Origin of the sequence: Ramlibacter aurantiacus (assembly GCF_016722895.1) — a bacterium.
GTDB lineage: Bacteria > Pseudomonadota > Gammaproteobacteria > Burkholderiales > Burkholderiaceae_C > Ramlibacter > Ramlibacter aurantiacus.
The window spans coordinates 99,004-113,566 of the sequence record NZ_JAEQNA010000012.1 but is presented as its reverse complement, the minus strand read 5'-3'; the positions used below and the strand labels follow the sequence as shown (position 1 = coordinate 113,566).

Genomic DNA, 14,563 nt, shown 5'->3' with positions numbered 1-14,563 from the left:
CCGATCGGCTACATACCGCCGGCAGAGGCTGAGGCAAACTACTACCGGCAATTCGCCAATCAGGCCCCCACCGCGGTGGCCTGACTTAAACCAACTGGCCTCCAGGAATCTCGGGGCGATTCAAAACAGCCCTATCCGCAAGTGTGGCGGTAGCTTGTCTTCGATGATGAATCGGCCCTTGATCATCCCAAGAGTGGTCGGGTGCCCCGCCCGACGCGTGCTGCCATTTCGATAGGTCCTCTGCAGGAACGCCTGCAGGTGTTTGATCAGTTTGTCGACCTTGCTGCTGGTGGCCGCGAACGGGCAGCGCGCTGTGGACTGACCGGCTGGAGTTTTCTGTTGCGACATCGATCACCTCCAGAAAGAAGAGGTGATCGCGGAGTGAGGCGACCCGACGCGACGGGCGAAAGATTCAGTGCATTGGGCGTTCGAGAGCTGTCGTGGGTATGCGGTACCGAGTGCAACGCAGCTAGTCGATGCGTGCCGCCAACGCCGCCTCGATATCCGGCACCAGCCGGGCTGGCGCGGTCCGCGGTGCGTAGCGTAGGATGCTCCCCCCCCCCCCCACGACGGTCGATCAGGAACTTGGTGAAGTTCCACTTGATCGCGCGGGTGCCCAGAAGGCCGGGAGCCTTGCGCTTGAGCCACTTGAAAAGGGGATCTGCGCCCGGGCCAATCACTTCCACCTTGGCCATCATCTGAAAGCGGACGCCGTAATTGCGCTCGCAGAATTGCCCGATAGATTCATTGCTTTCAGGGTCTTGCCTGCCGAACTGGTTGCAGGGAAACCCCAGCACGACCAGCCCACGCGGGCCGTAGGTCTCATGCAGCCGCTGCAAACCCGCAAGCTGCGGCGTGAACCCGCAGGCGCTGGCGGTATTGACGATCAACAGCACTTGACCCCGGTATCGAGAAAGCGACACGCGTTCACCGTCGATGGACGTGACCTCGAAGGCGTAGACCGACTCGGCCGCGTTTGGGGCCGAGACCGAGGAAGAGTTTGAGCAGACGTTTGACATCGTGGTCTCTCCATTCAGAAGTTGGTTGGGTTGAGTTCAGAACTGGCGATTGCTGTGCCCACCTGGAGGCGGACGCTGGACCAAGTCCGGCAGCGGACTTACTGCATTCGAGCGTGCCATCGAGTTCGTCCTCGAATCGTCGGGCGATGCGTCGACCGATTCGACTGAAGCCATGGGGGCAGCAAGGCCGCCATCCTGGACCGCTGCAGCGTAAACGCGCATCTGAAAGCGAGCCTGCATTCCCACGCTTGTCCGTCCGCTCATTGCGAAGGCTTGGCCAAGTGTTCCCATGATTCCCTCCTTCGTTAGAGGTCGGCGTCACACGTCAGTGGGTCAGCGCCTGCGCATGCCCGAGCAGATTCCGGATCTGCGGGATCGCTGCACGGCCAGCCAACTCGCCCGCATTGAGGAACCCGGACACGTTCCCCAGGTCCTGCTTGAACTGCCCCAGGTCAGGTCGGATCACCACGTTGGCGCTGCGCGCTTCGGCATCGCACAAGCGCTGCACGGCCATGTCAAAGCAGTGACTGAGCGACTCCGCCGGAGAGCGGGCAATCCGGCTGCCGTAGCGGGGAACGTGCACATCCACCGCGATCACCAGGTCGGCACCCAATCCCCTGGCCACGGTGACCGGCATCGGCTGGACGACACCTCCGTCTACCAGATGCCTGCCGTCGAACGGCACGGGCCGCACCAGCCCCGGAACTGCCATGGACGCTTCCACGGCTGAAGCGGCATGGCCCCGGCAGATGACGACTGCCTCCCCGGTGAGAGCGTCGGCTGCTATGCAGGCGAATCGACGCGGAAAACTGCGGATGTCCCGGTCGGCCCCGATGAATGATTCGATGCCGCGCCGCGCCGGACCCAGATCGGTGAAGCCGTCGCTCCCCATGCTTGGTGTGAACAAGTCCTGCAGCTTGAGCTTGCGCAGCGCGGCCTCCATCAGATCGACCGACATGCCGGCGCTGTACATCACGCCCGCCAAGGCACCGGCACTGCTGCCGACGATCAAATCGATCGGAATGCCCTCCCGCTCCAGCGCGCGGATGACGCCCACGTGGGCGGCGCCGCGGTAGGCGCCGGCGCCCAGGACCAGACCGACGCAGGGGCGGTCGCCTGCTTCGGCATTGCGTTGCCGCACCGGCGGGGTGAGGTAGTTCAACACCAGTGGCGGCTGCTGTGCCGAGTCGACGATGGACATAGGAGGCTCCTGTCAGTCGAGGGGGCGGGGGCGGAAGTCGAACGCGGCCGCCGGCACCGGTACACCCAGCGAACGCAACTGCTGGGCGCGGGTTATCACCGCAGCCCCCAGCAGCAGGTTGCGCGCAATCTGCACCACGGTGCGGCGGCCTGGTTCGGCCAGGAAGCTGCCCTTGGTCCAGGCGTTGAAGGCCCCCATGGCCGGGCCGCACCAGATCTGGTAATCCAGCACCCGATCGGGAACGCCCTGCGTGGCCCAGCGGCTTGCCTGGCCGAGGTACCAACGGAAGACCAGTGCCATGAGATGCTTGGGATCGCGGCTCGCGCGTTCGACCTCGGCGGGGTTGCGCTCCGCGAAGAACGCCTGCGTCTGGCGCCAGATTTCGTCGAGCGGCGCTCGGAACAACTCGCTTTCCAGCTTCTCGCGCTCGGGGACCGGAATCGCGTCGATCGAGGGGTACTTGCGATACACCTCCCACAGCCGGTGTCCACGCACGCTGAACATCGTGCCTCGCTTGAGCACCTGCACCTTCACGCCCAATTCGAACATGTCCGCAGCCGGCGCCATGGCCACGTCTTCGATCGAGGCCTGCGCCAGCAGGGCGCGGCCCGCGGGTGACAGGCCCGACTCCAACGCGGCCTGGTTCACCGACCCGGTGACCACATAGGCCGCGCCCAGGCTGAATGCCGCAGCCAATGACTGTGGCGTGCCCAGGCCGCCAGCCGCGCCGATCCGGATGGCGCTTGCATAACCATGCCGGACCTGCACTTCGCGCACCGCGTGGGCAATGGTCGGGAACTGCGCCACCAGCGGCCGGTTGTCGGTGTGCCCACCGGAGTCCGCTTCCACCGTGATGTCGGCGGCCAGCGGGATATGCGCTGCCAGTTCTGCCTCGCGGGCCGTGAGCTGTCCGCGCTCCACCAGGCTGGCGAGAACGCCCGCTGGCGCGGGCGATGCGAACCGCGACGCGATCTCGGGCCGCGACAATTTGGCCATCAACTGGTTAGGCTGCACGATGCATCCATCAGCCCCCATGTGCAGGCCTTTGCAGGCATACCGCACCACCGCGGGTGTGAGCTGCAGGTAAGCGGACGCACAGACGCGATGGACCTGATGGCGCAACAGCAGATCCACCACCGCGTCCTCCGCGCCAGGGTCCTGCAGGTTGTGGATCAGGTTCACGCCCCAGGGCAACCTGGGCCCACTCAATTGCGTCGCCATCTGGTCAAGCCCGCGTTCGACCGCGTGCAGCGGCAGGCCACCAGCGCCGAAGAAGCCCAGCATGCCGCCCCGGGCCATCGCAATCACCATCTCGGCCGTGGCGATGCCGGTGGCCATCTCGCCGGCGATATAGGGGTACTGCACGCCATGTGCTCGAAGGAAGCCTTGATCGCCCAGGCGCTGCGGCGCCGCAGCGGGCAAATTCCAAAGGCGTTCGAGTCCTGCCGGTAGTCGCACATCCGTATCGCCGGCCAGCAGGCCGATCCGGCCGGTTGCGGTGTCGCGCACCACCGAGATGGGGTCATGGGCGCGCTGGATCACTCCCGCCACCTCCTCTTCGGTGAATGCGGGCGGGATGGCGGCCTCGGCGGGGCGCTCTGCAAGGGTGTGGGTGGTCATGCGATGTCCCGGAATGTCTCGTGGTGGGTCAAGGAAAGGGTGCGCGTCTGGCGCACGTGGAAGTGGGTGGTCAGCGCAGCGAGCGCGGCGACATAGCCGGGGCGCGGCGACAGCAGCCGGATGTGGCAGTCCTCGCCCAGACCCACCGCATCGGCTTCGTCACGGCGGCGTTGCACGATGCGCACCGCGTCCCAGCCAGCGGAGATGCCTTTGCCCGCGGCCTTCACGGCGCTTTCGCGGCAGGTCCACAGGCGCAGGAAGGCATCGGGTCCGCCTTCCATTCCGGCACGCTCGCGGGCGCTGAAGAACCGGTTGGCGAGAACGGGAGCATTCGCGATCGGCCGCACCCGCTCCACGTCCACCCCCACTTCCATGCCAGCAGCCAGTGCGACCAGCAGCAGGCCGTCGGTGTGGGAGATATTGAAGAACATGGCCCGGTGGTCCTGCAAGGCTGGTTTGCCTTGCGCCAGACTCACCAGCTTCACCGACTCGGGCGCAAGCCCCAGGTAGCTCCCTAAGAGGAGGCGAAGGATGCCGCGGGATGCGACGAACTGGCGTCGCCCGATTGGCACCGCATAGCCAGCCGCCCGTTTGCGTTCGGCTTCGCACAGCGTGTCCGCGAGCGTCTGTTCAACCGATTCGGGCACTGGCAGGGGCACGACCCACAGGTCCACATCGTGCGCAGCGAGGTCTTCGCGCCGGGACGCACCGATCTCGCGATGCAGCATGTGCCGCGGCGAACAGGTTCGCTGTTCGTGCGTCGAGTGCCCAGGCCTCACGATGTCGCTCCCTCGACGATTCGCATCGTCAGGCCCTTGGCCTGGTAGATGCGCGTGCCATCCACCCACAGCCAGGCGTTCGCGCGCAGCCAAGGTCCGGCCTCGTCGCGCCCTTCTTCGCTGACCTCCAGTTCGACGGTCACCTTCCGGTTGGTGGGCAGGACTTGGCCGCGATACTTCCAGAGCAGTCGCTGGCCCACGGCAACAGGCTCGAAGACAGGTAAGCGCATGCCGGCGGCCAGACCTCGGTCTCGCATGTGGAACTGCAGCAGCTGGATCATGGCCTCGACTCCCAGCGAGCCGGGTTGAACCGGGTCCCGGTAGAAGTGGGCCTTGAAGAACCAGGCGGCCGGGTTCACGTCGAACTCCGCCACCAGTCGGCCGCGGCCACTGGCGCCGCCCTTGGGTGAATAGCCGGTCACGCGATCGAGCATCAGTAGCTGACCATGCGCCAATCGCGGCAGTGTGGGGGCGTCCCCTGCCTGGTGCAGGTCGATCTGCTGGCGTGGTTCGACGTTTTCAATGGCGTGTCGTTCCTGGGCCGTTGCCGGGATCCCCACCTGTTGCGCCAGGGACTCCTGGGTAAAGTGACCGAACGTGGTCTTCAGCACGTAAACCACTGCGTCGCCAACGCGGCACTCGACATCGAAGGATTCGATGAAGGTGTTCCCATTGCGCGCGATCGACGTGCATCGCGCCGTGGTGCGCAGGATCCCGTCGCCACGACGCACGGGGCGCATGAGTGTCCCGTCGCCGTCCAGGTTGCGGAAACGCAGGTCGGTCTCGCATTGCAGGGGCACGCCCATGTAGGCGGTGAGCCATCCACAGGGCTGCAAAGCTGCTTCCATGAGCACGGCGTAGGGCATCGTCGAGCCGTCGCCGTCGTCGTAATACCAGGCCTGGGTGGGAATGTCGTACTCCACTTCAACGGTGGTGCCGACGAGCATCGCGGCCATCTGGCCCTCGCAACGGGTGATCCGCGACATGAAGTGGTAGGGCGGAGCAGGCAGGCGCGGCAGGGTCCTGGTGCTGTCGAAGTCGGTAAAGCGGGGGCCGAAGGCCAGCGATGGCTGCCCGGTCGCGCAGTGCAGGAGCGAGGCATGGTCGAACGTGAATCCGTCCACGACCGCTGGCGGGCGGGCACCTGCGGGCAACACCGATGCGACGGTCCGTTTGAGCGGGAATCCCGGCCACAGCCGCAGCCCGAGGTTGCGGCCATGAAATGCCTTTCGGCCATCGACGGTCAACAGCACGTCGGCCCACAGGGTCGGGATGTCGCCGCCTTCGATTGCGCGGACGAGAATTTCATAACTCATGTGCCGCGCGCTGGGGACCACCTGGCCGCGGCAGACCGCCTTGAAGGTGGCGCCCGGCACCATCTCGAAGGTCCAGCCATCGCGCTCCCGGGTGTAGCCCAGGGCGGCAAAGTAGAAGGCCATCAGCTGGACGCCGGCCTCGCACATCAGCGTGCCCGGCATCGTGGGGTCGTTCTTGAAATGACCGGGAAAGAACCACTCGTCACCTCTGATGGCGTACGTGCCGCGCAGGTAGCCTCGCCCCCATGGGCCGCCGTGCGGGTCCAGTTCCTCCACGTCCTGGAACAGCTGCATGTCTCCGCCTTGAATGCGGGGCGTGCGGTGATGCGACGCAGTGGTCTCGAACCCGCGGCCGAAGCATTCATAGGGCCGGCCTTCGGCAAATGCGCGAACCTGTTCCCTGCTGAAGCTTCTCGCCGGGTTTACCGGGGGCATGGCCACATGCTGCTGAGAGGGGTCGGGGCCGTCTGTCGCCGGGTCCCAGATCACACCGCCGGCATTTTCAAGTTCGTTCTCGGTGAAGAATCCAGCCCGGCCGTTGCGGACCGACAGCCGAAGCTCGCCATTGAGGTAGCTGTCGTACTGAAAGAAGAACAGGCGCACGTCCCCGGTGCGCGCGTGGCCGGTCACCTTGATTTCATAGCGCAGCGTGTCGCCGATTCGCGGCCGCTGCTCACCGTTGAAGGTCATCTCGCAACCCAACAGCCGGTACACGCGCTCGCCCTTGTTGAACAGGTCGGCGCCCAGGTAGGAAATGAGCAGCAGGTCGGCCTGGCCGGCTTCGACTTCCAGCCCCGCCGGCATGGAGCCTTCGTGCAGGTACCAGGAATCGAGCGTGATGTCCGTCTCGGTCACGATGCGGCCCAGGCCCATCGACCCCGGTTCGCCTTCGATCTCCATCACCCGATCGGCCATCAGCAGCGGCGGCATGGGCATGCGAACCTGTCGTTCGTAGCCGTCCTGCACCTCGAAGCGAGGGCCGAAGAATTTGGACAAGCGCCCGTGGGACATCTCTTCGAGATCGGAGCGACTCCACAGGGGTGGCGGGGTGGTTTCGACGGCGGTGCGGACGAGTGCGTTCATATCGCTTTCGGGGTGGAGGAGGGTTGCGGATCGGGGTGATCGGGGTTCGGCCGTCGCGGCGCCGGGTGCGGTGTGGCCGGGGGGCCAGGCGGGCAGTTCGATGGGGGGCATGTGGGACGCGAAGCGGACCCCACCGGTCGATGGAGCGGCCTTCGCCGCGGCGCCACCCAGCCGGTCGTTGAACGCCTTCAGGTCCACCGGTACGCCCGCGGCCCACAGATGTGCGGCGGCTGCCAGTGCGTTGCGCACCGGCTGGCGTGCGTCGGCGTCCAGGGCCACCGCCAGGTGCTCGCGACCGCGCAGGATGTCGGTGATCCAGCGGGTGCACAGGTCGCGCGGGCCATGCTCGACGAACACGCGCACGCCGTCCTGCCAGGCGCGTTCCACCATGGCGTGGAAGTCCACCGGGCCGCTGGCCATCTCGAGCAAGGCGTCGGCAATGCGGTCCGCTTCGGCGCGGTAGGTGTGGCACGCCGCGGCGGTGTAGAAGCGCACGTCGGCCAGTTCGCGGGTGCTTCGGTGATGGAGCGCGCGCCAGGTGTCACGCACCTGCAGCAACTCGGGGCAGTGCACGGCCACGTCGTGGGCCACCCGCGTGGCGTGGCTGCCGCCCAGGCGCGCCACCACCCGGTCGAGCGCCTTGCTCTCGCCTCCGATGGCGCACGCGCTCGGCCCGTAGATCATGGTGAGGTAGGCGTGCCGCTCATCCCGCAGCGCTTCGCGCACGCGCTCAGGCGGCAGCGCGATGGCCCAGGCGGCCCATTGGGCTTGGGGGTCCTGCCAGGCCTGGCGCAGCAGCTCGAAGCGGCCACCGAGGCCATTGGCGTACAGCGGTGCCAGTCCGTCGAACAGGCCTTCCACACCGCTCCAGGCGCCAAGCCCCACGATCGCGTTGGTTTCACCCGAGGACAGGCCGATGGCCGCTTGGGGCTGCAGCTTCAGCACCTGCGTCGAAAGCTCGGCATGCACCTGCGACAGCAGCGAGCAGCCCGCCAGCTGCTCCAGCGGCGTGGGTTCGTGCCCGCTGCCGTCGTACATCCAGTCGCAGCCGGCCTGGACATTGCCAAGCCGCGTGGCCGCGTGTTCGACCAGGTCGGGGCAGGCCAGCAGCAGTTCACGCCCCATGCCCCGGTAGGCGGCGCCTGCCGCGGTGTACACGGCGGCCACGTCGCCGGCCAGTGGCGTCGCGTGGAAGGCCATGCCAGGCGGCACGACCGCTGCGGCAGGCCCGCGCAGGAAGTCGAGGCACGCCCGGTGCTGGCGCTCGAAGTCCGCGCCGGCGCTGGCCACGAACGCCAGCCGGGCTGGACCCTCGCCAGCCCATGATTCGGCCGACAAGGCCGCGGCCAGGGCCTGGCGGTCAGCCGCCGCGACGGCCCAGATCCGGGGCGCCGCGTCGGAGGGCGACGCGGGCAGGGCACCGGCCGGCTCGGCGCTCATGTGCACGATGGCTTGCTGGCCGTCCTGTGATCGCACGTCGACGCAAGCGGTGCGCCGCGTCCCCGGGAGCCAGGGGACGGTGGCCTGCGAAGTCAGCCGTGCACGGTGCTGGCAGGCGATCGCGGCGGCCGCCACGTGCAGAAGTCCGCTGGCTGCATGGGCATGGCCGTAACGGTGTGCCAGCTGCAGGGCGCCGGGCGCGTCGCCCAGCAGGAGGGGCTGCGACAAGGCGGTGGATGGGCCCGAGGGCGGCTCCGCCTCGAGCACCGCGAACACGGTTTCACCGTCGCGTCGCGCATCGTCGAGGCGCTTGAGCACCAGGGCCACGACCGCATCGCCGGGAACCGCCCGCCCGGGACCGCTCAGGGCCTTGGTCGTTGCGGCGCTCACCGGCTCGCAGCAGAGGTCCACGGCCGTGACGATGGCTGCGTCCAGCTCGCCATCCCGCAGGGCCCGCGCGGCGATGTCCAGGGCCCGCAGGCCCGAGAGCTCGTCGGCGAAGACGCTGTAGCCGAAGCCGGCCAGCTTGAACTGCGCGTTCAGCCGGTTGGGAACGATGTTGGGAAGGGAGCCGGTGACCACGCTGGCTTTCAGGGGCGCTGCAAAAGCGTTCCTGGCCTGCTGCAGCCACTCGTCGCTCAGGTCCGGGCCGTTTGCGATGCTCCAGTCGCGCAGGCGCGCCGGAACCAGTTCACGGGCCAGTTGGCGCGCGATTTCGGCGTCACATTCCATGCCGGTCAGAACGCCGGTGCGCTCGTTGGGAAGCTTGCGCACCGTCGCCAGCGCCTCGCTGGCCGCCCTGAGCAGCACGACCTGCTGGGGCAGGCTGTCGGCCAGGTCGCGTGGCGGGAAACGGATTTCCGAAGGCTTGAGGTCGAAGGGCGCGGCCACGCCGCAGCGGCCGAGCTGTGCGTCATCCGTGAGGGCGCTGTGGCCACCGACGAGCGACCGGGCAAAGCATGCCGTATCGGCGGCCGCCGCCGCAATGACGCCTACGCCGATGATGGCCAGCGGACTCGGGATGCCCGGCGCCGGGGCGATGGCAACGGGGTGCGATTGCCTTCCCTGGTACGCCTGCAGGATTACATGGGCGTTGTTGCCGCCAAAGCCAAAGCTGCTGACCGCAGCCACCCAGGGCCGGTCGGCGGCCCAGGGCTCTTCCCGGGTGACCAGCCTGACCGGAGCCTCAGCCAGTCCTGGCAGCGGGTCGTCGACGGGCGCGGACGCAGGAAGCATGCCGGCTTCGAAGCCGCCCAGTATCTTGAGAATTCCAGCGGCTCCCGAGACGGCCAGTGGGTGGCCGATCTGGCTTTTGATGGAGCCGATGGGCATGGTGCCGACTTCCCCGTAGACCGTCCTGATGCTTGCCAACTCCACCGCGTCGCCCACCGGGGTTCCTGTCGCGTGGCATTCCAATAGGCCGACGTCGGCTGGACTCATGGCTGCGCGGTCCAGTGCCTGCCGCATGCATCGCACCTGACCTTCGCTGGATGGCACGAGCAGTCCACCGGCGCCGCCGTCGTTGGAAAGTCCAATTGCGCGGACAACGCCCAGGATGCGGTCGCCGGCTGCCTCCGCGTCGGCCAGCCGCTTGAGCGCGAGGATCACGGCACCATGCGAGGGCACCAGGCCGTTCGCCTCGCGATGAAAAGGCCGGCTTTGACCCGTGGGGCTGAGCGCCTTGAGCGCGCGAAAGCCGATGTGCAGGAACATGGCGTCTGTGCCGCAGGCGGCACCAGCCAGCATCAGGTCAGCGCGCCCGTGGGCAAGCGCGTCGCAAGCCAGCTTCAGGGCATAAAGCGATGAGGCGCAGGCAGCGTCCAGCGTGAAGGCCTCGGCCCCCAGCCCCAGCGCGCGGACCAGCAGGCGTGTCGGCAAGGCCGCCATGTACCTGTTTTCTGGAACGACCGGGTCCGCGTTCAGCTCGCCGAGCAGCTCGGCCAACCCTTGCTGCTCCGCCCACCGTCGCATCCAGGTGGACGTGGCATCGCGGACCAGCGAAGGCAGCGGCAGGCATAGGTGGCCCAGGATGGCGCCGGTGCGAGGGTGGCCCCGCGCGCAGTCGTGGCCCGCTTCACGCAGCGCCTGTCGACTCGCGTGAAGCACCCAATGTGCGCAACGGTCCGCTTGCAGCAACACCTCTGGATCGACAGCGAAGCCGGTTGGATCGAATTCGAAGCCGTCCACGTAGCCGCCCCTGTCCGACCAGCGGATACCGTTCGCGTCCAAGGTGATCAGCGCAGGGTCCATCGGCCACGCACCTTGTGGCGGTCGGGACAACAGGTCGCTGCCGGCACGAACGTGCTGGGAGAGCGCTGCCGGGCTGTCGGCGCCCGGCAGCACGCAGCCGCGGCCGACGATCGCGATGGGCGGTTGCGGCATGTCGGACCTTAGTTGTGCGCCGCTTGCACCGGCACGCTGACCCGCGCATGCAACTGCACGCCAGCCATCCGGACGGTGAACTCGCCGCCCGTGATGACGATGTCGCAGACGGCCTGCAGCGGGTTGGCGGACCGCAACTTGAAGGAACACTTGATCCCTTCGCTGGGCGCTGCTGCGCGATGGACGGTCACCTCGCCCAGGTGTGTAGGGAGCATGGCAGAGCCACTTGCCTGGAACAGGCACCCCACAGCCAGCTGCAGCCCGCCATCCATCGCGGCCAGATCCAGCAGTGCTTCGTGACGATCCCATCCAAGCGCCCAGTCGCCGTAAAGCTCGGCCACCGCACCTTGCTCGCCCATCGCCGAGATTCGCCGGATCGCCTGCAGCTCGGGGCCATGGAACAGTGCGGGGGTGCCGTACAGCGTGTGGCCCTGAACGTCGCAGCTGCGCAGGGGGGTGCCGGCGGCGTCTGGCTCGGGGATGGGGGGCGACGCCGCGAAGTCCGCAGTGGCGCTGTAGTGCAGCACCTGGCCATCGCTGCCATGCAGTTCGCATCGCAGCTGCCGCCCGGCGCCAGGTTCGAAGCGAGCGGTGACCCGCAGCCGGGTATCCCTTTGGCCCCACTCGCGCAGCACCACACCCCGCACCACCCGCAGGTCACGCAGGGTGGGCACGCCGGCTCCCGGCATGAGGGCCATGGCCGCGCGCAGGAACCACTCGGCCACCAGCACGACAGGCACCACCGGCTCGGCGCCGATGCAGTGGCTGGCCAGGAAGGGGTACCGCTGCGGATCTACCACCACTTCGGCCGTGATGGCGCCGCGATGGCCGGTGTCACGCGCCAGCAGTTCGCGCGGCTCGCCCGCGCCCACGACCAGCTGCACCTCGGGACCGCCTTCGTTCAATTCGGCCATGAACGCAGCCGCGCCGGACCGCTGGTCGATGAGCGACACGCGCTGCGCATCGAAGTGAGCCCGCAAGGCCGGGGTGACCATGCCGCCGTCCCAGGGCCCCCAGCCGATGGAGCGCACCAGGCAGCCGGGGCGGCGCGGCGCTTCGACCAGCGCCACCTGGTTGAGCACCTCATTGGCCATGGCGTAGTCGCACTGGCCCGGGTTGCCCACTCGCGCGGCCACCGACGAGAACAGGACGATGGCCTGCAACGGGTCGTCACGCAAAGCCGTGAGCAGGTGCAGGAGCCCTTCCACCTTCGTGGCAAACACGCTGTCGACCTGTGCGAGCGTCTTGTCCTTGATCAGCTTGTCCGCGAGGACGCCTGCACCGTGCACCAGGCCCGTGACCGGACCGAACTGCTGTCGAACTTGCGTCAAGGCCTGCTGGACCGAGCCCGCGTCGCTCACGTCGGTCACGCAGTACAGCACCTGTGCGCCCGCCGCCTGCATCGCCTGCAGGTTGCTGCGCACTTCGCGCGCTGCCTGCACCGCCTGCGCCATGCGCGACAACTGCATGGGTGTGGGCTGGCGGCCTTGGGCGGTTTCGTTTGCCAGCAGGGCCCGCTTGATCTCGGGGTCGGTCAGTGCCGTCTTGACTCCGGGGGGCTCGTCTTCCAATGGTGTGCGACCCAGGATGGCGATGCGAGGCTTGAGCCGCGCCAGTTCCTGCAGGCAGATGGCGGTGACACCGCGGGCACCGCCGGTCGCGACCACCACGCTGCGTTCATCGACCACGCATCGTCCTGCTGGGGCGGCACAGAGTTCCGTGCCCAGGGTCAGCCGGTCGCTTCGTGCGGGCAGGCCCACCTCGCGCTCGGCGCCACCCTGCAGCAGTTCATGCACCACCGCCTTGGCCAGCGCGGCGGGGGCGCGGCCGCCCACCTCGAGGTCGATGGCCTTCACCGCCGCCTGGGGCCATTCGTTGGCGGCGGTTCTGGCCAGTGCGGCAATGCCCCCGAGGTAGGCGCGGTCACCGGCGCGGCCGGTGAGGCCGAAGTCGCCGCCCGTGTCCTGCACGGTCACCAGCAGCCCGTCGCGATCGGACAGGCGAGGGGACATGGCGTGCACGAACTCGAAGGCGCGGCGGTTGGCCTTGAGTGCTTCGGGTGCGCTGGTGACCGCCTGCAGGCCCGACAGGACGATGAGTCCGGTGCATGCCGTGGAGGCTGCCGGGTCGGTAAGCAGCCGGGCGGTGATGCCCTGCGTCTGGAGGGCTTTCACCACCAGGGGGGCGACACCCTGTCCGTCGTCCGTCACGCCGATGATTGCGCCGGGTTGATGCAGTCCGGGCATCGTGAACCCGGCGGCCGCCTGCGGAACCGCCCGTACGGCGTGCCGGGGCAGCAGGTTCACGACAGGTGCGGCTTGCGTTGCGGGCGGCGCGATGAAGGCGGGATTCGTCGCTGCCTGCGGGGCCGCTGCCGCGGTGGCGGCCGAACCGCCCATGAAGCCCAGCACATCACCCAACGTGTTCAGCGCAGCCAGTTGCGAGGGGGCGACTTCGGGCAAGCCGGGCATGCGTTCGCGGAAGGCCGAGAGGATTTCCACGCGCTTGATCGAGTCGATGCCCAGGCCCGACTCGAGTTCGAGCGACAGGTCCAGCATGTCGGTGGGGTAGCCGGTTTTTTCGGAGACGACGGCCAGGAGGGTGGTGCGCAGGGCTTCGCTGGACCCAGCCCCTTCCGTTCGCCCTGAGCCTGCCCCCTCCGTTCGCTCTGAGCTTGTCGAAGGGTTCGTGAAGGCTTCGACGAGCTCAGCCCGAACGGAGGGGGTGGGCGCGCCTTGAACCACCTCACTTCGAACAGAGGTGTTCGAGCCTGCGAGCTGTGGAGCCGGCGCCGCAGGCGCCGCCCCCTGCATGAACGCCAGCACATCACCCAGCGTGTTCAGCGCAGCCAGCTGCGACGGCGCCACCTCCGGCAGCCCAGGCATGCGTTCCCGGAAGGCCGAGAGGATCTCCACGCGCTTGATCGAATCGATGCCCAAGCCGGATTCGAGTTCGAGCGACAGGTCGAGCATGTCGGTGGGGTAGCCGGTTTTCTCGGAGACGACGGCCAGGAGGGTGGTGCGCAAGGCTTCGCTGGACCCAGCCCCCTCCGTTCGCACTGAGCTTGCCCCCTCCGTTCGCCCTGAGCTTGTCGAAGGGTTCGTAAAGGCTTCGACGAGCTCAGCCCGAACGGAGGGGGTGGGCGCGCCTTGAACCACCTCACTTCGAACAGAGGTGTTCGAGTCGGCGAGCTGTGGAGCCGCCCCCTGCATGAACGCCAGCACATCGCCCAGCGTGTTCAGCGCAGCCAGCTGCGAGGGGGCGACTTCGGGCAGGCCGGGCATGCGTTCACGGAAGGCGGAGAGGATTTCCACGCGCTTGATGGAGTCGATGCCCAAGCCAGCTTCCAACTCGAGCGACAGGTCCAGCATGTCGGTGGGGTAGCCGGTTTTTTCGGAGACCACGGCCAGGAGGGTGGTGCGCAGGGCTTCACTGGACACAGCCCCTTCCGTTCGCCCTGAGCCTGCCCCCTCCGTTCGCCCTGAGCTTGTCGAAGGGTTCGCGAAGGCTTCGACGAGCCTGTCCTGAGCTTGGTCGAAGGGCTCAGCCCGAGCGGAGGGGGTGGGTTCGTTCGCCGCAGGCGCCGCCCCCTGCATGAATGCCAGCACATCACCCAGCGTGTTCAGCGCAGCCAGCTGCGAAGGCGCCACCTCGGGCAAGCCGGGCATGCGTTCACGGAAGGCCGAGAGGATCTCCACGCGCTTGATCGAATCGATGCCCAAG

Annotated in this window: 6 protein-coding genes and 1 pseudogene; all 7 read right to left on the bottom strand. The window is 67.8% G+C overall.

Annotation, left to right across the window (positions count from 1 at the left end):
• Positions 1-120: 120 nt before the first annotated feature.
• Positions 121-348 carry a hypothetical protein gene (locus JI739_RS23065; RefSeq protein WP_201686375.1) on the bottom strand — a complete coding sequence of 76 codons (228 nt, stop codon included), beginning with the start codon at positions 346-348 and terminating at the stop codon, positions 121-123.
• 121 nt (positions 349-469) lie between these two features.
• Positions 470-1,019: pseudogene (locus JI739_RS23060) on the bottom strand (glutathione peroxidase).
• Positions 1,020-1,344: 325 nt separating this feature from the next.
• Entirely contained in the window at positions 1,345-2,220 is an 876-nt protein-coding gene (locus JI739_RS23055; protein ID WP_201686374.1) for a patatin-like phospholipase family protein, read from the bottom strand.
• A gap of 12 nt (positions 2,221-2,232) precedes the next feature.
• The gene (locus tag JI739_RS23050) at positions 2,233-3,840 is read right to left on the bottom strand and encodes a PfaD family polyunsaturated fatty acid/polyketide biosynthesis protein (RefSeq protein WP_201686373.1); all 1,608 of its coding nucleotides are present in this window, start codon (positions 3,838-3,840) and stop codon (positions 2,233-2,235) included.
• Positions 3,837-4,568 carry a 4'-phosphopantetheinyl transferase family protein gene (locus tag JI739_RS23045; RefSeq protein ID WP_201686372.1) on the bottom strand — a complete coding sequence of 244 codons (732 nt, stop codon included), beginning with the start codon at positions 4,566-4,568 and terminating at the stop codon, positions 3,837-3,839. The genes JI739_RS23050 and JI739_RS23045 overlap by 4 nt, the downstream gene beginning before the upstream one ends.
• 47 nt (positions 4,569-4,615) lie before the next feature.
• Positions 4,616-10,840, bottom strand: coding sequence for a beta-ketoacyl synthase N-terminal-like domain-containing protein (locus JI739_RS23040; protein ID WP_201686371.1), 6,225 nt, complete (start codon positions 10,838-10,840; stop codon positions 4,616-4,618).
• Between the two features lie 8 nt (positions 10,841-10,848).
• Positions 10,849-14,280, bottom strand: a complete 3,432-nt coding sequence (locus JI739_RS23035; RefSeq protein WP_201686370.1) for an SDR family NAD(P)-dependent oxidoreductase — start codon at positions 14,278-14,280, stop codon at positions 10,849-10,851.
• Between the last annotated feature and the right edge of the window lie 283 nt (positions 14,281-14,563).

Coding starts and splice junctions, on each gene's coding strand:
- JI739_RS23065 (WP_201686375.1), bottom strand. CDS start 348: ATGTCGCAACAGAAAACTCCAGCCGGTCAGTCCACAGCGCGCTGCCCG.
- JI739_RS23055 (WP_201686374.1), bottom strand. CDS start 2,220: ATGTCCATCGTCGACTCGGCACAGCAGCCGCCACTGGTGTTGAACTAC.
- JI739_RS23050 (WP_201686373.1), bottom strand. CDS start 3,840: ATGACCACCCACACCCTTGCAGAGCGCCCCGCCGAGGCCGCCATCCCG.
- JI739_RS23045 (WP_201686372.1), bottom strand. CDS start 4,568: ATGCTGCATCGCGAGATCGGTGCGTCCCGGCGCGAAGACCTCGCTGCG.
- JI739_RS23040 (WP_201686371.1), bottom strand. CDS start 10,840: ATGCCGCAACCGCCCATCGCGATCGTCGGCCGCGGCTGCGTGCTGCCG.